General features: G+C 63.5%; 16 protein-coding genes and 2 pseudogenes. 12 read left to right on the top strand and 6 right to left on the bottom strand.

The genetic code is table 11. From position 1 onward, the window contains the following. Positions 1-125 precede the first annotated feature (125 nt). Positions 126-974, bottom strand: a complete 849-nt coding sequence (locus AC27VQ_RS23695; RefSeq protein ID WP_488718249.1) for an ABC transporter substrate-binding protein — start codon at positions 972-974, stop codon at positions 126-128. An 84-nt stretch (positions 975-1058) separates the two neighbouring features. Further along, the gene (locus AC27VQ_RS23700; RefSeq protein ID WP_313531457.1) at positions 1059-1799 is read right to left on the bottom strand and encodes an acetoacetate decarboxylase family protein; all 741 of its coding nucleotides are present in this window, start codon (positions 1797-1799) and stop codon (positions 1059-1061) included. A gap of 305 nt (positions 1800-2104) precedes the next feature. Between AC27VQ_RS23700 and AC27VQ_RS23705 the strand changes: the two genes are divergently transcribed. The 10 genes and pseudogenes from AC27VQ_RS23705 to AC27VQ_RS23750 all read left to right on the top strand — a co-directional run. Next, positions 2105-2869 carry an acetoacetate decarboxylase family protein gene (locus AC27VQ_RS23705; protein WP_488718250.1) on the top strand — a complete coding sequence of 255 codons (765 nt, stop codon included), beginning with the start codon at positions 2105-2107 and terminating at the stop codon, positions 2867-2869. 1 nt (position 2870) lies between these two features. Beyond that, positions 2871-3701, top strand: a complete 831-nt coding sequence (proC, locus tag AC27VQ_RS23710; RefSeq protein ID WP_488718251.1) for a pyrroline-5-carboxylate reductase — start codon at positions 2871-2873, stop codon at positions 3699-3701. Between the two features lie 206 nt (positions 3702-3907). Further along, entirely contained in the window at positions 3908-4768 is an 861-nt protein-coding gene (locus AC27VQ_RS23715; RefSeq protein ID WP_488718252.1) for an FAD binding domain-containing protein, read from the top strand. Beyond that, entirely contained in the window at positions 4768-5244 is a 477-nt protein-coding gene (locus AC27VQ_RS23720; protein ID WP_488718253.1) for a (2Fe-2S)-binding protein, read from the top strand. The genes AC27VQ_RS23715 and AC27VQ_RS23720 overlap by 1 nt, the downstream gene beginning before the upstream one ends. 2 nt (positions 5245-5246) lie before the next feature. After that, entirely contained in the window at positions 5247-7499 is a 2253-nt protein-coding gene (locus AC27VQ_RS23725; RefSeq protein ID WP_488718254.1) for a xanthine dehydrogenase family protein molybdopterin-binding subunit, read from the top strand. A 9-nt stretch (positions 7500-7508) separates the two neighbouring features. After that, on the top strand, positions 7509-7754 hold the full coding sequence (locus AC27VQ_RS23730; RefSeq protein ID WP_488718255.1) for a MoaD/ThiS family protein: 246 nt from the start codon (positions 7509-7511) through the stop codon (positions 7752-7754). 158 nt (positions 7755-7912) lie between these two features. After that, a complete protein-coding gene (locus AC27VQ_RS23735; RefSeq protein WP_488718256.1) occupies positions 7913-8596 on the top strand; it encodes a YoaK family protein in 684 nt (227 codons plus the stop codon). Positions 8597-8993: 397 nt separating this feature from the next. Continuing rightward, positions 8994-9131, top strand: a pseudogene (locus AC27VQ_RS23740) (alpha/beta hydrolase); the annotation flags it as partial. Positions 9132-9149: 18 nt separating this feature from the next. Beyond that, on the top strand, positions 9150-9479 hold the full coding sequence (locus tag AC27VQ_RS23745) for a hypothetical protein (RefSeq protein WP_488718296.1): 330 nt from the start codon (positions 9150-9152) through the stop codon (positions 9477-9479). A gap of 80 nt (positions 9480-9559) precedes the next feature. Then, positions 9560-9673, top strand: a pseudogene (locus AC27VQ_RS23750) (ClbS/DfsB family four-helix bundle protein); the annotation flags it as partial. Between the two features lie 20 nt (positions 9674-9693). Here the strand turns inward: AC27VQ_RS23750 and AC27VQ_RS23755 are convergent. Next, positions 9694-11214, bottom strand: a complete 1521-nt coding sequence (locus tag AC27VQ_RS23755) for an MFS transporter (protein WP_488718257.1) — start codon at positions 11212-11214, stop codon at positions 9694-9696. 45 nt (positions 11215-11259) lie between these two features. Here AC27VQ_RS23755 and AC27VQ_RS23760 point away from each other — a divergent pair, with 45 nt between their 5' ends. Then, positions 11260-11847: a TetR/AcrR family transcriptional regulator gene (locus AC27VQ_RS23760; RefSeq protein WP_488718258.1), complete on the top strand. Its 588-nt coding sequence runs from the start codon at positions 11260-11262 to the stop codon at positions 11845-11847. Here AC27VQ_RS23760 and AC27VQ_RS23765 read toward each other — a convergent pair. From AC27VQ_RS23765 to AC27VQ_RS23775, 3 genes are all read right to left on the bottom strand, one after another. After that, a complete protein-coding gene (locus AC27VQ_RS23765) occupies positions 11834-11965 on the bottom strand; it encodes a hypothetical protein (protein WP_488718259.1) in 132 nt (43 codons plus the stop codon). The two genes, AC27VQ_RS23760 and AC27VQ_RS23765, sit on opposite strands and share 14 nt — an antisense overlap. A 417-nt stretch (positions 11966-12382) precedes the next feature. Next, on the bottom strand, positions 12383-21004 hold the full coding sequence (locus AC27VQ_RS23770; protein ID WP_488718260.1) for a GH36-type glycosyl hydrolase domain-containing protein: 8622 nt from the start codon (positions 21002-21004) through the stop codon (positions 12383-12385). 106 nt (positions 21005-21110) lie between these two features. Next, positions 21111-21362 carry a DUF1488 family protein gene (locus tag AC27VQ_RS23775; RefSeq protein WP_313532573.1) on the bottom strand — a complete coding sequence of 84 codons (252 nt, stop codon included), beginning with the start codon at positions 21360-21362 and terminating at the stop codon, positions 21111-21113. A gap of 626 nt (positions 21363-21988) precedes the next feature. On the opposite strand from AC27VQ_RS23775, the gene AC27VQ_RS23780 reads away from it, so the two are divergent. After that, positions 21989-22270, top strand: coding sequence for a hypothetical protein (locus tag AC27VQ_RS23780; RefSeq protein ID WP_488718261.1), 282 nt, complete (start codon positions 21989-21991; stop codon positions 22268-22270). The last annotated feature ends 38 nt before the right edge of the window (positions 22271-22308 follow it).

A 22308-nucleotide genomic window follows, 5' to 3' on the forward strand; every position in this document is an offset into this window, starting at 1 on the left:
GACCGAGGCCGCCGCAAGTGCGGCGGCCATGGCCAGCGGCCAGCCGGTCGGCAGCGGCGGCGTCTGGCGGGCTGCCCCGCCAGCCGCCGTTGCCGAAACCGGATCGCCCATGGTCTTTGCCATCGTCATTCGGTGGACCACTCCGCAATGGTGGAAACAGGCGCGCCGAGGATCGGCGCCAGCCACTTGTCCTCGATGCCCTTGAGCGAGCCGTCGGCGCGCATGTCGGCGAGGATCGCGTCAGTAGGCGCGACGTTCTTCGAGCCCTTCGGGAACAGGATCGCCACATCGCCGCCGACCGGATAACGGCCGAAAACCTTCAGCGCGCCGTTCGAGGCCGTTGCGCGGGGCAACGCCGTTTCGGTATCGGCGAGCGCGGCGTCGATCTGGTTGGCCATCAGCGCCGCCCACATGTCGTCGTTGGACTGGAAGATGCGCAGGTCCCCGGTGAGCTTCAGCTTCTCGCGCACGAACTTCTCCTGCACCGAGCCGAGCAGCACGCCGATGCGCTTGGCACCCAGCGTTTCGGCGGTGACGTCGCTGCCGGCCTTGGCGATCACGCCGGTATCGGTGAAGCGATAGCTGCCGGAGAAATCGACGGATTTCTTGCGCTCCTCGGTCGGGAACAGGTCCCAGATCGACATGTCGAAATCGGTCCCCTTGCCCGTCACCAGCGACTCGAAGGAGGCGTTCTTGACGACGATCTTGCCGAGGCCGCCGCGATTGGCGATTTCCGCGCCGAGGCAATAGAGATAGCCGCCGTCGATGGTTTCGGGCGTATTGCCCTGGTAGGCCTGCGGCGACGGCAGCGGCACGGCGATGGTCAGCACGCCCTCCTGCGCCGGCGTCAAAGCGTGTTTGGCGGCGTCGGCGTGCAATTCGCAACGGCCGAAAGCGCCGTCTGCCGCCATGGCCGGAACCGCGGCAAACAGAACCACGGAGGCCAGCAGCGTCTTGATGGATACCTTGCTCATTATTCGTTCTCCCCTCAGGATCGAGCGTTCATTCTGGTATCGATGCGCCGAACCCGGACGTCCGGATTCGGCATGGCAAATGCGTCAAACAAGCGACGCCACGACCGTCGGCACGCCGTTTTCCGGCGTGGAGGCGAAATCGCCGATGGAATATTCCGCGCCGAGGACCTCGACCACGCGCAGCCGCTCGTCGCCGGCCGCAATCGTCGCGCCGAGCGAGACGCTGCCGCGGCCGACCTTGCGTTCGGTCAGCTTGTAATCCTTGATCGTGTTGCGGCTGATGATGTCGAAGGACTGGAAGCCAGCCCCGTTGACCTCCGGCACCGCCCGCACCTGGTAATGCGGGAAGAGCTGCAGATCGGCCCAGGCCTCGCGGCTGACGGACGGGTCGAAATCGACGGCGATGTCGAACATCACGTCGTCGTAAAGAGAGGTCCGGCCGCGCATGCCGGTTTCCGTCTCTTCCATTTCGATACGGGCGAAATGCTTGGGATAGCCCCACAATTCCCGCCCGCCGGCGACGGTGGTGTGCTTGTCCTCGTATTCGAAATAATAGGTGCCGCCGACATGCTCGCCGTAGCGGATCGGCAGGATGATCGCCGCATCGAAATAGGTGCGGCCGGAATTGTTGCCGAAATCGGCGATCGACACGACGAAGCGGTCATCGGCCAGTTCGAAGGGCAGCGGCTCCAGCAGCCGTTCCATCTGTGTGCGCTCGCCGCGGCAATAGACCGAAAGCGTCTTCAGGCCGGGGCAGGCATAGGTGACGTTTCCCGGTCCGAAGCGCAGGAAATTCCAGAATTGTAGCGGGTCGTATGGTTTCATTTCGCTCACCGTCGTTCAGAACCTTGTTGCACTGACATTTCAGATCAATTTTTTACGACTGTCAAGCGCAACGCTCGCCGCAGAATTTAAGTTACCGCTCAAAGAATTGTTTTTGTTGAAATATTTTATGGCCCTTCCGATAACCCACTTGGGAGGCGGCGTTGAGACAGTCCCTCAACACCGCATCTGTTGCGGCTAAAATCGCTTGACGGACCCGAAAGCTTCGCTATCAAATTCACTTGAATGAATTTTCACATTAATATTTTCATTCGCTATCGTCTCTTCGTACAAGGCCGAGGACAGCCATGACCCGCATTCCGCTCCACAATGCCAACAACATGCCGCTCCAGGCGCCGCTGATCCCGGATCCCTTCGTGCCCTATGAGTGCCCGGGCAACCGCAGCCTCAACGCCATCTGCCAGGGCGATCCGGCAATCCTCGGCCAATATCTGGAGAACACGCCGTTCACGCTCGCCGGCGACCGGTTCCTGGTCTACGTCTCCGACTTCACCAATTGCCGGAAGGCCCCCTTCATGGATGCCGGCATCGTCATCCCGGTGCGTTTCGGCGACCGCGAGGGCGGCTATTTCCTCTTCGAATACGAGGACAATGACGCCGCCATCGCCGCCGGCCGCGATCTCTGGGGCTATCCGAAAAAATTCGGCACGATAGAACTGACCGAACGCGCGGGCGGCGCGACGGCAAGCGTCGTCCGCCATGGCATCCCGCTGATTACCATCGACTGCACCTTCGACGGCACGCAGGCCGAGCCGCTGAAGACCACGCCGCATCTCAACATCCACATCCAGCCGGCGCCCGACGGAAAAATCCTCAACAAGCGGGTGATCGCCCGCGATACCTCACCGGATTTCCAGATGACCTCCTGCCATTGGGGCTCGGCCGCGGTCTCGCTCGGCGCGCTCGCCACCGACCCACTCTCGCCGCTCGGCCCGGTGCAGGTTCTGGCCGCCAATTATGTGATCGGCGATTTCTTCGCCACCGAAGAGAACGGCTGGGGCAAGACCATCGCCGACCTGGTCACGAACGGCGTTCCGGCGGGAGGCGCTTGATATGACCGAAGTCGCGACGAAGGGCGAACTGCTTCTGGTCGGCTGCGGCAATATGGGGCGGGCAATCTTGCAAGGCTGGCTCGCGGCCGGTTTCATCCGCCCGGACGATGTGCATGTAGTCGAGCCGGCGGAGGCGCTGCGCGCCGAAGCCGACGCGCTCGGCGTGAGGACCTATGCATCGGCCGAGGCGCTGGATGCCGGGTTCAGGCCGGCGACCGTCGTTCTGGCGGTGAAGCCGCAGGTCATGGCGGCGGTGCTGCCGGCCTACCGGTCCCATGTGACGGAAAGCGTCGTCGTCAGCATCGCCGCCGGCATTCCGGTTTCAGTGCTGGAGACCGGCCTTGGCGCCGTGGCGGCGGTGCGGGCGATGCCGAACACACCGGCCGCGATCGGCAAGGGCTCCACGGTCATCTTCGCCAATGAACGCGTGAGCCATGAGCAGGCCGAACGGGTGGCAAGGCTCCTTTCCGCCGGCGGCGCGGTGCATTCCGTCGAGCGCGAAGCGCTGATCGACGCGGCCACCGCCCTGTCCGGCTCGGGTCCCGCCTATGTCTTCCACTTCATCGAGGGCCTCGCCGAGGCGGGTACGCAGCTCGGCCTGCCGCCGCAAACCGCCTTGGCCCTTGCAAGGGAAACCGTCTTCGGCGCCGGCGCGCTGGCGATGGCGACCGACACGCCCCCTGCCGAACTGCGCCGCCAGGTCACCAGCCCCGGCGGCACCACCGAAGCAGCGCTCCGCGTGCTCATGGAAAACGATGCCCTGAAAGATCTACTCGGCCTCGCGGCAACCGCAGCGCATAGTCGGGCTGTCGAGCTTGCTGGCGAGGCATGACGGTGCGTGGCCAACACACGAGCCCAGACTGCGTATCTTCATCGGACTTACACTCGTAGCCCATCAGGAATGCAGGTGCCGTCTTGTATCGAACCAGCGCATCCAATAGCGTTGTCGAACGGCTGCGACACTCCTATCGTTGCAGCATCGGTTAAGCGGGTTGCGACATTTGCTTCCGACCCGACGTCATCACGAGGAGTTTCCTTTTGCGCTACATTCGCCCGAGTTCGTTGGAGGACGCCGTTGGTCTGCTGGCCGAGGCGTCAGGCAAGGCCGCGATCCTGGCCGGCGGGAGCGATTTGCTGGTAAGAATGAAAGGCGGTTTTATCGAGCCTGACCTTATCATCGATATCAAAGCCATAGACGCCCTGGGACGCATCGTCGAAAGCGACGAAGGTTTCGCCATCGGCGCCGCGGTGCCTTGCGCAGTCCTCGGTGAGAATACAGCCCTCCGGCGCGCTTGGCCCGGCGTCGTGGAAGGAGCCAGGCTGATCGGTTCCAAGCAGGTGCAGGGACGTTGCACCATCGTCGGAAACCTCTGCAACGCGTCTCCGGCGGCGGACAGCGTGCCGGCGCTGGTGGCGGCCGGCGCCAAGGCTGTGATCAGAGGTCCGGCCGGTTCCCGCACGGTTGCCGTCGAAATGGTGCCGGTCGCTCCCGGCAAAACATCGCTTGCGCCCGGCGAGATCATCGAAGCCATTCTGCTCGACAAGCGCCGGCCATATTCCGGCGACGCCTATCAACGGTTCACCCCGCGCACCGAGATGGACATCGCCGTCGTCAGTGCCGCGGTCAATCTCACCCTCGATGATCGGGGCGTCGTCGTGTCGGCACGCGTCGCGCTCGGCGCCGCGGCACCGACGGTGCTTCTGGTCGAAGAGGCGGCCAATATCCTTGTTGGCTCCCGCGTCGACGGCAGCACGCTGGACCGCCTTGTCGAGGCCTGTTCCGGCGCCTGTCGCCCCATAGACGACAAGCGAGGCACTGTGGAATTCCGAAAGAAAGTCGCGGGCGTGCTGGCCAAGCGGGTCGCGCTGACCGCCTATCAACGTGCAGGACAAGAGTGATGGCAGGTATTGCAGTTTCGACGACAATCAATGGCGATCATGCCGAGTTCCTCTGTCACGCCGACGAGACGCTGCTTGACGTGCTGCGCGAACGCCTGGGGCTCATGGGGGTGAAGGAAGGTTGCGGTACGGGCGACTGCGGCGCCTGCAGCATCATCCTCGACGACCGCCTGGTCTGCTCCTGTCTGGTGCTCGGCGCCGAGGCGGAAGGCCGCCAGATCGCCACCGTCGAGGGCATGGCAGAGGGCGACAAGCTTCATCCTTTGCAGCAGAAGTTCCTCGAGCATGCCGCTTTGCAATGCGGCATCTGTACCCCCGGCTTTCTCATCGCGGCCAAGGATCTGCTGGCCAAGAATCCAGATCCGACCGAAGAGGAAATACGCTTCGGCCTTGCCGGAAATCTCTGTCGTTGCACCGGTTACGACAAAATCGTGCGCGCCGTTCAGGACGCCGCCAGCGTTATGAGAGGAGCATGACCATGACTTTCGATCCCAGCCACGCGGCACGCAGCTTCTCTTCCGTCGGCACGCGCCCCATCCGGCCTGATGGCGTCGACAAGGTGACGGGGCGTGCACGCTACGGTGCCGATTTCAACATGCCCGGCCAGTTGATCGGGCGGATTCTGCGCAGCCCGCACGCCCACGCTGTCATTCGCAAGATCGACACGTCGAAGGCCGAGCAACTTCCCGGCGTAAAGGCCGTGGTGACGGCGGCGGATTTGCCCGACCTCACCAACGGCGACGCGGCGATGTATGACATTCTCGACAACTGCATGGCGCGCAGGAAGGCGCTCTACGACGGGCATGCCGTCGCTGCCGTCGCGGCGATCGATGCACACACCGCCAGGCAGGCGCTCAAGCTCATCGAGGTCGAGTACGAACTCCTGCCGCACGTTACCGACGTCGACCAGGCCTTCGCTGCCGATGCTCCACTCATCAACGAGACGATCTTCACGACGGGCGTCGATCCGAAGCCGGATCGCGCTTCGAACGTTTCGATGCGCAGCCAGTTCGGGCATGGCGACGTCGATGCCGGCATGGCAAGGGCCGATTTCGTGGTCGAGCGGACGTTCAAGACCGAACAGACCCATCAGGGCTATATCGAGCCTCATGCGTGTGTGGCCAATGTCAGCTCGGACGGCACGGCGGATCTGTGGGTCTGCACGCAGGGCCACTTCGTCTATCGCCAGCATTGCGCACAATTGCTCGGCCTGGAAGCCTCCAGGCTGCGCGTGACGTCGTCTGAAATCGGCGGCGGGTTCGGCGGCAAGACGCATGTCTGGGCTGAACCGGTCGCGCTCGCGCTGTCGCGCAAGGCCGGCAGGCCGGTCAAGCTGGTCATGACGCGTGACGAGGTCTTTCGCGCAACCGGCCCGACCAGTGCCACGTCGATCGACGTGAAAATCGGCGCGCTGAAGGACGGAACGATCATCGCCGCCGATGCCACGCTTCGCTATTCGTGCGGCCCCTATGCCGGATCGTGGGCCGAGGTCGGCGCCATGACCGCCTTTGCCTGCTACAAGCTCGAGAATGTCAGGACCGTCGGCTACGAGGTGCTGGTGAATCGGCCGAAGACTGCGGCGTATCGCGCACCTTCCGCGCCGATGGCGGCGTTTGCCGTGGAAAGCGCCATCGATGAACTCGCCAAGATGCTCCGCATGGATGCCGTGGACTTCCGTATCAAGAACGCCGCACAAGAGGGGACCAAGGCCTCTTACGGTCCGGTCTATGGCCCGATCGGCATCGGCCCGACATTGGAGGCCGTGAAAAACCATCCGCACATGAAGGCGCCGCTCGGCAAGAACCAGGGGCGTGGCATGGCATGCGGCTTCTGGTTCAACTTCGGGGGCCAGACATGCACCGATCTGAATATCGGGATGGATGGCACGGTTTCACTGGCTGTCGGCACGGTGGATGTGGGTGGTTCGCGCGCGTCGCTATCCTTGGTGGCCGCAGAGGAACTCGGGATCGACTACGCGCAGGTCAGAGCGGTGATCGCCGATACATCAAGCCTCGGCTACAACGACATGACCGATGGCAGTCGCGGCACTTTCTCATCCTCGATGGCCACCATCTCCGCCGCGCGCAACGCAATCAAAATTCTCCGCGCGCGTGCGGCACAGATGTGGGACATTCCCGTCGATGACGTGACTTGGGAAAAGGGCCATGCCGTCGCCAAGGGCGAGACGCACGGAAATCTTCCGAAACTGTCTTTGAAGGAGATTGCGGCCGCATCCGGCACCACGGGTGGCCCGATTGCCGGTCATAGCGAGATCGTGGCCGACGGCGCGGGCGTGTCCTTCGCGACCCATATCTGCGACATCGAGGTCGATCCCGAAACCGGGGCCACCAAGGTCATACGCTACACCGTGGTGCAGGACGCCGGCAAAGCCGTGCATCCGACCTATGTCGAGGGTCAGTACCAAGGCGGCGCCGCGCAGGGCATCGGCTGGGCGCTCAACGAAGAATATATCTACGGCAAGGATGGCCGGCTGCAGAATGCAGGTTTCCTCGACTATCGCATTCCCGTGTGTTCGGACCTGCCCATGATAGACACGCAGATTCTGGAAATCCCCAACCCCAATCACCCCTATGGGGTGCGCGGCGTCGGGGAAACCTCCATCGTTCCCCCGCTTGCGGCCGTGGCCAATGCGGTGTCCAATGCGGTGGGCGTGCGGATGCAGCATATCCCCATGTCGCCGCCGCGGATCCTGGCGGCGCTCGAAGCATAAGGAGGCCCGATGGTCGAGGTGACGCTCTGGGGTGCGCTCGCCGCAGCGGCCGAGGGCAACAGCAAGATCGAGGTCGAGGCAAAAAACATCAGGGAACTGTTCAAGAGGTTGAGCGAACGGTTCCCTGGGCTCGCGCCGCTGATGGATCGCGGGATTGCAGTTGCGATAGACGGGACGATCTATCGCGACACATGGTCGAAGGAACTGCCGGCGGGCGCGGAAATCTATCTTTTGCCCAGGCTGGCGGGCGGGTAGTGCTGACAATAAGATCGCCGCGTCGAGGTTAAGTTGGACATCATAGCCTCAATGTCGTGGTGTCATCGCCCTCGACGCTTTGCTTAGCTCGGCGCATTTTGGGCGATTGGAAGACACATCATCACGGCTGCAGTTTCTTCAGATACGCGAATCCTCATATGCTTATTCACGAAGGCGACACCAGAACCCACGCGATCGACGTGATGCTAGCCTCCATTCTGTCACTCGTGGCAGGCAGCGTTAACAGCGCAGGCTTCATGGCGTATCACTTCTTCTCCGCCAATATGACCGGCAACATCTCGATGGCGTCCGAACTGTTGGCTGTTTCCCAGTTCGATGCGGCGATCAGCTTTCTCACCATCGTCGTGATGTTCATATTGGGCGCTTTCACTGCCTCCGTCTTGATCGAGGTCGGCAAGAGGCGGCAACGTCGCAATATCTACGCCCTGACATTGATCGTTGAAGCCGCAATCCTGGTACTCGTCGGACTAAGCACGGTCGGGACGACGGCGCTGTCGAATGGCACGGTGCTCGTAGGGCTCCTGAGCTTCACGATGGGCATGCAAAACGCCGCATCGACAAGGATCTCGGGCAGTCGTGTGCGAACGACCCACGTCTCGGGCGTGGCAACCGACATCGGTGTGGGTCTTGCCATGCTTGCAAGCGGCGAGGCGAATGAGAAAGCGGCGGTCCTGCGCCGTTTAAGCCTCCATCTCGCCACCGTTGCCGCTTTTGCGATTGGGGGCGTTTTCGGGGTGATCGGATATCAGCACTTTGGAAGCGCAACATTCGCTCTGCTTGCTGCACCGCTAATCGCCTTGAGCACGCTATACCTCAGATAGCGAGGCGAAATTCAGCTTATTGAAGGCCGAAACGACCGTAGTCGCGGTTACCTTTGGAATCTATCGCAAGGGGCGGCTGGCCTCGCGGACGCGCTCGACCCACGCCTTCATTCCTCGCTCGTCGTATCCAGCGCCTTGAACCTCTTCCCGGTCAGCGTCTTCCCCGGCCGACACTTGCCGCGAAGTTAGAGCGGCGAGAGCGGAAAACGAACTGCCATCAGTCAACCTTCCGCCGGGACCGAGCATCTCCGACAAGCCTCCTGATCATGGCTACCGGCCCGGTCTCTACAAGTCCCGGCAGCCTCTAGCCCTTGGCAGAGACCATATTGCCATAGACATAGGCTTCCTGATGCCAGGCCAGCGCCTCGAAGTGCTGGTCGACCAGGTGCGCCGATCCGTGCTCTGTCTCGAGAAACATGCCGGCGATTTTGGCGCGGACGCTCGCAGGCTCACGGTCAGCGGCCATTCGGCAGGCGCGCACCTGGCGTCTTTTCTCGCGGCGACAGGCCCGCAGGAGACGGCGAGGTCATCCCTTCCCTCTATCAGTGGGCTTATGCTCGCCAGCGGCATCTACGATCTATCTGGAATTCCAGACAGTTTTCTGCGGGACGAAGCCCAGATGACGGCGGCGGAAGCACCTACCTGGTCGCCTCTGATGTCAAACAAGCTTGCTTGCCCTCAACGGATCATCGCGTTCGGCTCAGAGGAAACTTACCCATTCCACAAGCAGGCGGCGGCCCTGCATACGCAGCTCCATGCTCAGGACAGCGCCTCCGAACTCCTTCCAGTGCCGAGCCTGAAACATACGAGCGTCGTGCTGGATCTGGCAGATCCCGCCGGCTATTTGGGCGGCCGCGTCGCGAACATGATCTCATCGCTTTGATGATTGAAAGCTTTTGTCTGAGATCAACGCTTTATAGCCAGCCTCTTCTATGATTTCGGTGACATGAAGCGAGAGGGTGGGCCTGGTGCGGCGGAAAATGGACGATGGGGCGTATGATCCAATTCAATACGGCATCGCCCTATGTGAATGCGCGCGGCCGGCTACGGAAGTGTCTGAAAGCAAGGGGTGCGTGACGGCGTCGTAGCTGAACCCTCTAGTGGCGGGTCGCCTCCTTTTCGCGGTAGCTGGCAAGCATGAAGAACACCAAGACGGCGAGGATGCCGATCACGCCGGCGGCGGTCGACAGCAATACCGAGTGGGTCGCGCTGAAGGCATCTTTCCCAGCATCGATCAACGTCGCCGCCCGTTCGACGCCAAGCCGATGGGCGACGAGATAGGTGTCGCCAATCGAGCGTGTGGCCTGCTCGGCCTCGTCCAAGGCCAGGCCCTCGGGGACTGCGATGGCATGACGATACGCTGCCGACATGAAGACGCCGAACAAGGAAATCCCCAGGCCGGTGCCGAGTTCATAGCTCGTTGCCTCGAGTGATCCAGCCGCACCACCCTTGCTGGCCTCCACCGAGCCCATGATCGCGATGGACGATGCGGTGAGGCCGATGCTGAGCATCAACCCCAGCACAGCCAGTAATACCGGAACGATCAGTCCCGGATCATGAAAATCGCTTACCGCAAGAAACCCGAGCGCGATTGCCGAGACGAGCAGCGAGAGGCTGGCCACGAGGCGCAGGCCAAAGAGGTTCGACAGATAACCCGCGACCGGCCCACCCACCGCTGCGGCCGCCATGATGGGAATCATGAAGACGCCTGCCTGAAACGGCGTCTTGTCCAGAACATATTGCAATTCCTGCGCCAGCGTCAGTTCGACGCCCGCCAGCGCCCCGCTCGCAACGACGGCAATGATCATCCCCGCCGCAATAGCCGGGCGGGAGAACAGCGACAGGTCAAGCATCGGCTCGCGGGCGTGCAACTGCTTGCGCGCAAAGAGCGCCAGCATCGCAACGCCGAAGGCGAGGACAAGGAGGACGGCGGAAAGCGGTTGTTTGGCTCCTACCCCGGCCTTGAGACTATAAACGACCGAAATCATGCCGGCGATCAGCAGGAGTGCCTGGCCGATCGCCCATTTTCCCGGGCTCGTAAGCTCGTCGCGCGGCAGAAGCAGAAAGCAGGCGGGCGCAACGACCAGCATCACCGGTACATTGATCAGGAAGACCGATCCCCACCAGAAATGCTCAAGCAAGCCCCCACCGATCAACGGGCCGACGGCAGCACCGGCCGCGCCGACCGTGCCCCAGAGGCCAAGCGCCATGGCACGCTCGCCCTCATCCTCGAAGGCGCGGCGGATGATGCCTAGAACGCAAGGCATGATCATCGACCCGCCCACTGCCAACAGCATGCGGGCCGCGATCAACATGGCTGCGTTCGGCGCGAAGGCGGCAAGTGTGGATGCCGTGCCGAAGAGAACCAGACCGATCAGCAGGATGCGACGCTGACCTATCCGGTCGGCCAGCGTGCCCATCGGCACGAGAAGGCCCGCCATCAGCAGCGGATAGATATCGATGATCCACAGAACCTGCGTACTGGAAGCACCTAATGCCTGGGTCAGCGTCGGCACGGCGACATGCAGGATCGTCATGTCGAGCACGACCGGCAGGAAGGCGAGCATGACGGCTATCAGCACCAGCCAGCGTCTCGGATCGGCGGGGGTAAAGAACATGGCTCACCTGAAATACATTGCAGGCACCGATATAAATACATACGTATGGATTTCAATATGAAAATCCTATGCGATCGGATGGAAATGGGCCGGAAACCGACAATCACCCGCCAGCAGTTGCTGGATCTCGCCGAAGAGATCGTCCGCACCGAAGGCGCCAAGGCGCTTACGATCGACGCGCTGGCCCGAGCCGGAGGGATATCGAAAGGCGGGGTGCAATATTCCTTTGCATCGAAGGATGATCTGGTGCGCGCGTTGATCGAGCGGTGGACGAGCCAGTTCGACGCGATGCTGGATACGGACGCGACATCGAGCACCACCGACCTGATCCGCAGCTATATCCGTGCCATGCGCGCCTCGCAGCCGGCGATGAACGCCAAGATGGCGGGCCTGATGAGTACCTATCTCCAGGACCCCGACAATATGCGGGAGACGCGCCAGTGGTACCTGGGAATCTTCGAGCGGATCGGCGCGGCGTCGTCGGACGCACAGGCAGCAAGGGTAGCGTTTCTGGCAGTCGAAGGGCTGTTTCTCCTGCGCATTGTCGGCATCGATGAGGACGGCACTTGGGCCGGCTTCCTGGACGACATCGAAGCCGTGCTGGACAGGCTGCTGGACCTCACTGCAGGATGAGCGCGGCAAGAGACAGGATCAGGGCCGGGGTCATCACCACGACGCCGATCTTCAGAGAGCTCCAGGCGCCAATGCGCAGTCCTTCGCGACGCATCGCCGGCACGACGGACTTGCCCATATAGACGAGAACTGGCCCGCCGCCTGCCCCTCCTTGGCACTCGACCAGAGCCGCGCCAGCAGGTAGCCGATCAGGAAGAACTTCACCGCACCCAAATACCAGAAGGACTGGAATGCATCGGCCGTGCCGGTCTTCTGAGACAGTCATTACGGCTGTCGTAGCGCAAGGGAAAACAGCAATACAAAGTTGGCCGCACCATCACCATCGATGTCATGCCATGTCAACGTTATGTCACCTATGCCGGCAGCCTTCCTCTATCCGTAGCAAGGAAGAGGCGTGCCCCATAGGAAGCACTCCCCCAAAAATAGTCTATACACGTAGATATCTTCAATACTCTTGTACGGATTTGAATACCCAAACTCCCGTTATAACTCGGCAAATTTCAGGCCGATGCGACTTTCGAGCTCGAGCGTCTCCTCATTCAATCACTACCAGAACATGGTCGCCGCCATCCAGCAGCAAACGTATCAGGTCGCCGGCGTAGGGCAACGGCGCGCCGTCCAACGTCGCGGAGGGCGGGCTGTCTGGCAGATCCGAAGCCCTCCTGACGTGGATGTCGTAGCGCGTATCCCCCATTCTGACCGTCACCTTGACCTGCGGCCATGATGCCGGCAGGCAGGGTTCCATCACGAGCACTCCGCCTTCCCGGCGCAGGCCGAGGATGCCCTCGATGCCGGCACGGTACATCCAGGCGGCGGAGCCCGTGTACCATGTCCAGCCGCCGCGCCCGATATGCGGCGCGACCGAATAGACGTCGGCGGCGACCACATAGGGCTCGACCTTGTAGCGTTCTGCCGCCTCGGCTGTGTTTGCGTGATTGATCGGATTCAGCAGGGCGAAGAGATCGTGTGCCTTATCGCCCTCCCCCAGCCGGGCGAAAGCGAGGATCGCCCACATGGCGGCGTGGCTGTACTGGCCGCCGTTTTCGCGCAGGCCCGGCGGATAGCCCTTGATGTAGCCCGGATCACGCGGGGTCGCATCGAAAGGCGGCGTGAAGAGGAGCGCGAGGCCGTCCTCTTTGCGGATCAGATGGTGCTCCAGCGACGCCATGGCGGCGGCGGCGCGGGCGGGATCGGCAGCGCCGGACAGGACCGCCCAGGATTGGGCGATGCTGTCGATCCGGCATTCGTCATTATCCTTCGATCCCAGCCATGAGCCGTCATCGAAGGTGGCGCGCCGGTACCAGGCCCCGTCCCAGATTTCCCCTTCAATGGAGGCCTTGAGCGTCTGCGCATGTGCCTTCCAGCGCGCGGCGCGCTCTGGGTCGCGGCTCTCGGCAAGCGGCGCGAACAGGTCGATCGTACGGATCAGCAGCCAGCCGAGCCAGACGCTTTCGCCCTCGCCTCCCTCGCCCACCCGGTTCATGCCGTCGTTCCAGTCGCCGGTGCCCATCAACGGCAGGCCATGCCGGCCGGTGAGCGCGACAGCCTGGTCAAGGCCGCGGGCGCAATGCTCGAAGAGAGAGGCCGTCTCGCCGGAGGGCGTCGGCTGGAAGAAGGCATCGTGTTCTCCCTCGGCGAGGACCGGCCCGTCCAGGAACGGGATGGCTTCATCGAGGATCGGCGCGTCGCCAGCCGTTCCGATATAGGTCGCGGTGGCGAAGGCGAGCCACACGCGGTCGTCGGAAATCCGCGTGCGAACACCCGCGCCGGAATGGGGCAGCCACCAATGCTGCATGTCGCCTTCGGCAAACTGCCGCCCGGCGGCGCGCAGAATGTGCCCCCGCGTCTCCTCCGGCCGGGCGAAGGCCAAAGCCATGCCGTCCTGCAACTGATCGCGGAAGCCATAGGCGCCGCTGGCCTGGTAGAAGGCCGAGCGCGCCCAGATGCGGCAGGCAAGCGTCTGGTAGAGCAGCCAGCCGTTCAGCATGATATCCGTCGCCCGGTCCGGCGTCGTGACCTGCACGGTCTGCAACAGCGTCTGCCAATGTGCGTTCACGTCGGCAAGAACCGCATCGAGATCGGCGGCGCGGTAGCGGGTGATCAGCGCGCCGGCCACCTCGGCCGAAGCGGCCTCACCAAGGAAGGAGGCGAGCTCGATGCTTTCGCCCGGGTCGAGCGCGATCGTGCATTGCAATGCGGCACATGGATCGAGACCCGCGCCGACCTTGGCGCCGAGCGGCATTCTTCTTGTAAGCGCCGCCGGTCGCGCGGAGCTGCCGCCCCGCCCGAGGAATTCCGCGCGGTCGGCGGTCCATGCGGTCTGACGGCCGCCGAGATCGGCGAAGGCGACGCGGCCGGGGAAACCCATGGCCGACCGATTGCGGGCGAAGATCGCGCCCGTCCCGGCATCGAGGGATGTGGCGATGAACGGCGCGTTTGCACCGCGCAGGGTGCCGAGCACCCACTCGGCATAGCTCGTGACCGACAGGCGGCGCGGCCGCGACGAATGGTTGGTCAGCGTCAACCGCGAAATGCGGATCGGATCGGCGAGCGGCACATAGGAGAGCAATTCGCTTTCGATCCCATGCGCCCGATGCCCGAAACGGCTGTAGCCGAAGCCGTGGCGCGCGATATACCGTCCGTTATCCCGGATCGGCTGGGCCGTCGGGCTCCAGAGCTCCAGTGTCTCCTCGTCGCGGATGTAAAGCGCCTCGCCGGAGGGATCGCCGACCGGGTCGTTCGACCATTGCGTGATCTGGTTCTCGCGGCTGTTTTCCGCCCAGCTATAGGCGCTGCCATCGCTCGACACCTGAAAGCCGAAGGCGGGATTGGCGATGACGTTGATCCAGGGCATCGGGGTCGTCGCGCCGTTTTCCAGCACGGTCACATATTCCGTGCCATTCCTGTCGAAGCCTCCCAGCCCGTTGAAGAATTCCAGATCCACCGGTGACGAGACCATCTCGGCCGGGGGCTTCGACGGAAAGCGCGGCGGCAGCGGAGCCAGGCGCTCGATGCCGGCGGAAAGGCGCGCCAGCTGATCGGCGATGAGGCCGCGATGGGCGGACAGCACGACGCGCGCGGTGGCGTTCAGCAGGTTTTTCGTCTCCTGCTTCAGGAAATCGGCGCGCAGCACATGCACCGCGCCCTGCGCCGGCATGTCGCCAAAACGCGGGCGGGACTGGCTGGAGCGCACGGCGGCTTCAACGGCGTTCTGCAAGTCCTGCACATAGGAGGCGGCACGTTCGTTGACGATCACCAGATCGACGGCGAGCCGCTTGATGCGCCAGTATTCGTGTGCGCGCAGCATCTGGCGCAACTGGGGAAGATCTTCGGTATCCTCGATGCGCAGGAGCACGATTGGCAGGTCGCCGGAAATGCCGTAGGGCCACAGGCCCGACTGCGGCCCGGCACCAGCGAGGATGGCATCCGAGGCGGGACGGAAGCGCGCGTCGGCATAGAGGATCGGCGCGGCAAGGCGCTGGAAGTCCGCCGCCTCCTCCAGATCCATGTCGAGATGGTGAAGCTGCACCTGCGCCTGGGTCCAGGCGAGCGTCTTCGCCCGCTCGAAGGCGCTCCTGTCGTGATGCTTGTCGATGCGTTCGAGGAGTTCGTCCCGCGAGCCGGCGACGACCGTCCAGAAGGCGATGCGCGCCACCTTGCCGGGAAGCACCCGCACGCTGCGGCGTAGCGCGAAGATCGGATCGAGCACGGTTCCCGCGGTGTTGGACAGCGCCTGCCCGTCATGGATAGCGGCGGCGGTGGCGATGGTGCGGCCGCGCCCAAGGAAACGGGCACGATCGGATTCGTATTGCGGATCGGCGATCGCATCGCCCTCGACCACGGCAAAGTGGGCGGCCCATATCTCGGCCTCCGAAGGCGCCCGGCGGCGGCGCGTGGCGATGAGCGCGCCGTATTCGGCCAAATGCTCGGTCTCGACGAACATCTTGGCGAAGGCGGGATGCGCGTTGTCGGTGGCCGGGGTGGCGAGCACCAGTTCGGCATAGGAGGTCAGTTCGATCTCGCGTGCCCGCCGCCCGCTGTTGGTGAGGCAGATGCGGCGCACCTCGCCGTCGTCCTCGCCGGAGACGATGACATCCATCTCCGTCGTCAGCGTCTCGTCATGGCGGATATATTGTGCGTGGTCCTCGCCGAAGACCACCGAGGCCTCGGCCCTGTCGCCCGCCGCCGGGAGGCTGGGCGAGAAGACCGTACCGGTCTGCATGTCCCTAAGAAAGATGAAGGCGCCGCAATCGTCGCGGGTCGCATCCTCGCGCCAGCGCGTAACGGCGATATCGCGCCAGCGGCTGTAGCCACCGCCCGAGGCCGTCAGCATGACCGCATAGCGCCCGTTGGACAGGAGATGCGTGACCGGCGCGCCGGCAACGGGCAGCGCCAGCCGGCGCACCGACGGCGCCGGGTTCAGCGAAATGCCGGCGGATGCCTTGACCTCCTCGGCGCGCGGACGGGCGATCGCCACGTCGCGCGGCATGCGCTCCGACAGCAGAAGCTCGCTGGCCATGATCATCGGCTCGCGGTGGAACCGCGCCCGCATGCGCCCGTCCTGCAGGAGGACGGCGATAGCGACGATAGTCATGCCCTGATGATGGGCCATGTAGCTGCGGATGATCTCGACGCGCGCGTCTTCGGGCAGGCGGGCGCGGGTGAAGTCCAGCGCCTCGTAGAAACCGTGCACGCCGCGTGCGCCGAGGGATTCGAGATGCCGGTAGTTTTCGAGCGCGGCATGGGGATCGACCATGGCGGCCAAGCCGGTGGCGTAGGGGGCGATGACCATGTTGCCCGACAGCCCGCGCTTGAGGCCGAGCCCCGGCACGCCGAAATTGGAATATTGATAGGTGAACTCGATATCGCGCGCATTGAAGGCGGATTCCGATATGCCCCAGGGCACATGCCGAGACCGGCCATAGGCCTCCTGCCGCGCCACGATCAGCCGGTTCGTGTCGTCGAGCAGGCTTCCCGCCGGTGCGCGCATCACGAGCGACGGCATGAGATATTCGAACATCGAGCCCGACCAGGAGATCAGCGCCGAGCCGCTGCCGAGCGGCGTCGCCGCCCGGCCGAGGCGGAACCAATGGCGCGTGCTGACATCGCCCTTTGCGATGGCGAAGAAGCTCGCAAGCCGGGCTTCCGAAGCAAGAAGGTCGTAGCAGTTCGGGTCGAGCCCGTTGTCGGCGAGCGAATAGCCGATCGACAACAGTTTCCTGTCGGGATCGAACAGGAAGGCGAAATCCATGTCGAGCGCCATGGTGCGGGCCGTGTCCGCAAGCGTTTGCAGCCGGGCTCGCACGGAGGCGGCATCGTCGCGGAAGACCTGCCGGTCGCGCGCGGACTGCGTGACGGATCGCCCGAGCGCCCCGATCCAGAAGGTCAGATCGGTGGCCTTACCGCCATCGGCAGGTCCTGCCTGCTCGGCCAGTTTCAAGGCCTTGTCCAGAAGCCGCGTCAATGCGGGTGTTGCAGCCTCTATGGATTGCGGGCCGCGAACGAGGGTTTCCGCCTCGTCAAGAATGGCTGCCAGGCTGGCACCGGGATTGCCGGCCGTCTCGCCAAGGGCCATGCGGGCGAGCGCCAGCGTATCGCCGAAGCCCTCGCCGTCTTCCGCTGGCGGCATCCCGGCCCACTCTTCGCAGGCATTCGCCAGCGCGATCAGATGGCCGGCGAGATTGCCGCTGTCGACGGAGGAGACATAGGGCGGAGCAAGGGTCCTCAGATCGCGCGTATCGTACCAATTGAAGAAATGTCCGTTGAACCGGTCGAGCCGCTTGAGCGTCGAAAAAGTCGCTTCCAGCCGTTCGAGCGCTTCAAGGGTTCCCACCCAGCCGAAGTCGCGCGCGGCGACCGTCGAGAGAAGATAGAGGCCGATATTGGTCGGCGAGGTGCGGTGGGCGATGGCGGGCAGCGGGGTTTCCTGGAAATTGTCCGGTGGCAGCATGTTTTCCAGCGGCGTGACGAAGGTTTCGAAGAACCGCCATGTGCGCCGCGCCACCAGCCGGAGTTCCACCGCATCGGCATCCGAAAGCGCCCTGCCCGGCCGCGCCGTCGGCGACCGGCTGACCCAGAGCGCAACGGCGGGCGCGGCCGACCAGAGGAGTGCCAGCAGCAGCGCCAGAGGCCAGGCGGCCGGCGAAAACGTGACGGCAGCGGTGAGAAGGACCAGCGCGGTCGCCGTGCCGCCCGCCATGTCGCGGTAGAAGCCGGCAAGCGTCAGCCGTGTCCGATTGCCGGATGTCGCGGCGGTCGTCCATTCCAGCAGTTTCCGACGCGTCACCAGCAGTCGGCCGGCAGTTCTGAACACGGCATCGCAATTGCGCCACGCCTGATCGGGCAGGAAGGAAAGGCCAAGCGCGGCCTGCATCGCGGCAAGCTTGATGTCGCCGGCAAGCCTGACGGCATGGCTGCTCCATTGCAGGCCGCTGCGGCGCGGCAGGATGGCGAAGGCCACCGGCAGGAAAGCGGGAAGGACGATGCAGGACGCGACCAGCAGCGCCGCGGTCACGCCCGCCTGCAACGGCATCGCGCAACAGGCCACGAGCGCCGCGAATGTCGACGGCGCGATGAGGGTGCGGCGCAGATTGTCCAGCATCTTCCAGCGGCCGAGGGCGGGAAGTGCCCGCCGCCCGAAGATCCACGGCAGCAGCTGCCAGTCACCGCGCGTCCAGCGGTGCTGGCGCCGGGCGGCGACGTCGTAACGCGACGGAAAATCGTCGACCACCTCGACATCGGAGGCAAGCCCCGCCCGCGCGAACGTGCCCTCGAAAAGGTCGTGGCTGAGAAGGGTATTCTCGGGTATGCGCCCGGCCAGCGCCGCCTCGAAGGCATCGACGTCATAGATGCCCTTGCCGGTATAGGAACCCTCGCCGAACAGGTCCTGATAGACGTCGGAAACGGCCGCCGCATAGGGGTCCATGCCGCCGGGCGCGGAAAAGACCCGTTGGTAGAGCGAGCCTTCGCGACCGATGGGAAGCGACGGGGTGACGCGCGGCTGGATGATCGCATAGCCGTCGACGACCCGCTGCTGCACGGTATCGAAACGCGGCCGGTTGAGGGGATGCGCCATCTTGCCGATCAGCCGCAGGACCGTGTCGCGCGGCAGTTTCGTATCCGCGTCGAGGGTGATGACATAGCGCACGTCCGGCGGGACAGACGGCGGCTTTCCGCCGAGCGCCATAAAGCTGGTGTCGGTGGCGCCGCGCAGCAGGCGGTTGAGTTCGTGCAGCTTGCCGCGCTTGCGCTCCCAGCCCATCCAGAGGGTCTCGCCGGCATTGAACCGGCGCTTGCGGTGCAAAAGCAGGAAGCGGTCGCCGGAAGGACCCGGCCCGTGCCGGTGATTGAGGTCGGCAATGGTCTCGACGGCGAGCGCCAAAAGCGCGCCATCGCCCTCGACGGTCTCCTGTGAGGCATCCTTTCCGTCGGTCAGCAAAGCGAAGCTCAGGTCGCCGCCCGCGCCCGAGAGATGATGGACCTCCAGCCGCTCGATCTGCTCCAGCAGGTCGGCACGATTGCTCAGGAGCGTCGGCACGACGACCAGCGTGCGTGACGACGATGGGACGCCCTGCGCGAGTTCCAGTCCCGGCAGACCGGTCGCGCCGTGGCTCCAGCTCACGAAGCGGTTGACGAGCGCCGTCGCGATATCGCTTGCCGGCAACAGCGCCAGCACCGCGAAGACGATCAAGCCGGGCGCCGAGAGACCGGCGATGGACAGCAGCCATAGCGCAAGCGCCAGAAGCATCGCCGTCACGAGCCCGATCGCCCCGACATAACCGGCAATGCCCGTGCGCGCCGCCAGCCGCCCGGCGATCAGATGCCGGGGCGGGCGGAACCCGATCGTGCGCTCGAAGGCCGGCCGCCCTTCCGCGATCAGATGGTAGCCCGGATCGCCGATACGTTCGGCCTGCGAGGTGGTGTCGCCCGTGACCGGTGCCGCCCGTGCCGCTTTCACCGCCTGCCCTGCAATGTCGAGTTCCGACAGGTCCGAGCCGCGGGCGAGGTCTTCGATGGCGCTGCGATAGAGGTTGCGCGTGGCAAAATCCATGCGGGCGAAGCTGCCATCGGACGACAGGCGGGCGTCGACGAGGCTGACCTTTTCAAAGAGATCGGCCCAGTCGACATCGCTGATCAGCCGCATGCTGGTGATGATGTTCCTGATCGTGACATTCGACGCGCCCTGGCGCTGCTGGGCATGCCGCACCACGGCATCCACCGAGCTGTCCTGCCTTGCCAGCCGCGCCTCCAGCCAGCCATGCGCCGGCGTCGTGCTGGGGTCCTGGTCGCGCAGCCGTTTGGCAAGCTGGGCCGCGAAGAGCTCGGGCAGGGGGTCGGCGGAGACCTTTTCAAGCGCGCTGCCGCGACCCTCGTTCGCCAATAGCCGGTCGGCCAGCGCATCCGCCTCGGCACGCATGCGGCGCCCGGCGGTAATCTGGTCGGCAAGCCTGCGCAGGTTCTCGACGAGCACGATGCGCAGAGTGATCGCCACGGCCCACAACTCGCCGATCGTCAGCGGCTGAACCTTCTGATAGGCGGCGATGAAGCGGACGAGCGTCTCTGGATCGAAATGGCTGTCGGTGTGCGCGACGAAGGCCCAGGCAATGCCGAAGACGCGTGGATATCCGGCGAAGGGCCCCTCGGCGAGTTTTGGCAGCTGCCTGTAATAGTTGGGCGGCAGGTCGTCATGGATCTCGCGGATCTGCTCCTCGACCAGATGGTAATTGTCCAGCAGCCATTCGGCCGCCGGCACGACGCCGCGCTCGTTCTCCACCTCCAGGGCGCTGGCACGATAGGCGGCAAGCAGGACCGCCGCGTTGCTCTTCAGGCGCTTGTGCAGCGACTGGACGGACGGCGGCCGCTTCGTTACCGGCTGGGCAAGCGCAAGCGTTGCCGCGTGCTGCTCAAGCCGTTCGATGCCGAACAGTTCCTCCCGTACCGGCACGGGATCGTTCCACGGCCCGCCCGGCGTGCGGCGGAAACCGAAGCCGGACGACGGACGGTCGCCGTCGCCTTTCCCGTCCGCAACCGCTTGCGGCTCCGGCGGCGGTTTGGAACCCGCCTCGGGGTGGAGGATTTGTTCGGCCACGGTTCTTTCGACAACAGCGGTTTCCGAGTTGCCGATGCCTTCCACGCCACGCTCTTGGCCTCTGGCCATAATCATTCCTTTGCCCGGATGCGGCCAGGCAGCCGGCCGGGCGAAACCGGCAATCGTTCTGGGGATGTGAAGGGTCGCCGAAGCTCTGCTCCGGTGTTCGGCGCTCTCAGCCGAAATCGGCGCGCGTCAGGACGTAGGCCGGCTTGCGGGCGGCGGAATAAGCGCGGCGGGCGGCATTGTAGACGGAGACGCGGGCATCGTCGAAAGCCCTGAGATAACCGGCTTCGGATGTCACTCCCGGGAATAGGTCCGACCCGGCGAAGAACGGAATCTCGAACATGCCATCATGACCAATGAAGCGGATACGCTTGCCAGCCTCTTCATAGCTTCGGCTTTGGTTTGGAAAACTGAGACTCATGACAACTCCTTGCGATATGTGAATTGCGCGCCTCTCCGACACGGAGATTTCGACCCCGATCTGCGAGAAGCTTCGCCATGTCAAAAAAATAAAAAACTACGAATCGCCGTTAAAAACGGCATATTCTTCTGAAATCGAGAGAAAAACAAAGCTCGTAATTGCAAATTTCCATCGAAATTGCGCACACTTGGAGCTCTAAATTTAAAATCACTATAGCACAGAAATGCGAATGCTGGCTTGTATTTTTAAATAAAAAAATATCTCTGGATTTCATCTATGGTTTCGCTTCCAATCGAAGCACCAAGGCGAAAACAAATCCGTATGGATTTTCATTAACTTAGCAAGATGACCGCGTCACCGGACCGCAACAGTCTCAACGGATGCCACCAAACGAACGCAATTGATTCCTTGCTAATAAAGAGGAGGCAGCTCACTGTGATTGTTCCAGCAGCCATCTTACGGGCGCTGCTGTTTAAGGGTTGATTGCCCTGGCCCCAATGCGAGGAGGACATCATGTCTTCCATCTTCCGCCAGCAGAACAAGCATCGTTTCGCCGACCTCATCGGATACGCTCTCTCCGCCGCAAGTCTTGCGATGATACTCTATATCCTGATCGAGGGATGGGTATGGTGATCCTTGTCTTCAAAGGCGCCTTGACCGATGCAAACCGCCAGCGAACCGCTTTGCCGCAAATCCTCAAGGACGCAAACTATGAGACCCGGAACCTTCCCGCCAAGTCTGGCGTAGAGAATAGAGAAGCCCGTCATCTGGTTCGCCTGATACAAGGGGCGATGATCTGCACCGATAGATATCCTCTTTCGCAGGCATCCCTGCACAAGAACCGCAACAACGGTCTCGACGTCTGGGAAAATGAGGGCGGATCGGCGAACCCAAATCGCCTGGAATAGGCGCCTGCTTATGCGGGTCTTCACGCACATATCCCCGC

The organism is Shinella sp. 20P9.1.1, assembly GCF_057798995.1.

What these genes read in the sequence shown, in the direction of transcription:
- AC27VQ_RS23695 (WP_488718249.1), bottom strand. Translation starts at nt 974, where the DNA reads ATGAGCAAGGTATCCATCAAGACGCTGCTGGCCTCCGTGGTTCTGTTT.
- AC27VQ_RS23705 (WP_488718250.1), top strand. Translation starts at nt 2,105, where the DNA reads ATGACCCGCATTCCGCTCCACAATGCCAACAACATGCCGCTCCAGGCG.
- AC27VQ_RS23730 (WP_488718255.1), top strand. Translation starts at nt 7,509, where the DNA reads ATGGTCGAGGTGACGCTCTGGGGTGCGCTCGCCGCAGCGGCCGAGGGC.
- AC27VQ_RS23700 (WP_313531457.1), bottom strand. Translation starts at nt 1,799, where the DNA reads ATGAAACCATACGACCCGCTACAATTCTGGAATTTCCTGCGCTTCGGA.
- AC27VQ_RS23770 (WP_488718260.1), bottom strand. Translation starts at nt 21,004, where the DNA reads ATGGCCAGAGGCCAAGAGCGTGGCGTGGAAGGCATCGGCAACTCGGAA.
- AC27VQ_RS23745 (WP_488718296.1), top strand. Translation starts at nt 9,150, where the DNA reads ATGCTCGCCAGCGGCATCTACGATCTATCTGGAATTCCAGACAGTTTT.
- AC27VQ_RS23735 (WP_488718256.1), top strand. Translation starts at nt 7,913, where the DNA reads ATGCTTATTCACGAAGGCGACACCAGAACCCACGCGATCGACGTGATG.
- AC27VQ_RS23775 (WP_313532573.1), bottom strand. Translation starts at nt 21,362, where the DNA reads ATGAGTCTCAGTTTTCCAAACCAAAGCCGAAGCTATGAAGAGGCTGGC.
- proC (WP_488718251.1), top strand. Translation starts at nt 2,871, where the DNA reads ATGACCGAAGTCGCGACGAAGGGCGAACTGCTTCTGGTCGGCTGCGGC.
- AC27VQ_RS23720 (WP_488718253.1), top strand. Translation starts at nt 4,768, where the DNA reads ATGGCAGGTATTGCAGTTTCGACGACAATCAATGGCGATCATGCCGAG.
- AC27VQ_RS23725 (WP_488718254.1), top strand. Translation starts at nt 5,247, where the DNA reads ATGACTTTCGATCCCAGCCACGCGGCACGCAGCTTCTCTTCCGTCGGC.
- AC27VQ_RS23765 (WP_488718259.1), bottom strand. Translation starts at nt 11,965, where the DNA reads ATGGGCAAGTCCGTCGTGCCGGCGATGCGTCGCGAAGGACTGCGCATT.
- AC27VQ_RS23760 (WP_488718258.1), top strand. Translation starts at nt 11,260, where the DNA reads ATGGATTTCAATATGAAAATCCTATGCGATCGGATGGAAATGGGCCGG.
- AC27VQ_RS23755 (WP_488718257.1), bottom strand. Translation starts at nt 11,214, where the DNA reads ATGTTCTTTACCCCCGCCGATCCGAGACGCTGGCTGGTGCTGATAGCC.
- AC27VQ_RS23780 (WP_488718261.1), top strand. Translation starts at nt 21,989, where the DNA reads ATGGTGATCCTTGTCTTCAAAGGCGCCTTGACCGATGCAAACCGCCAG.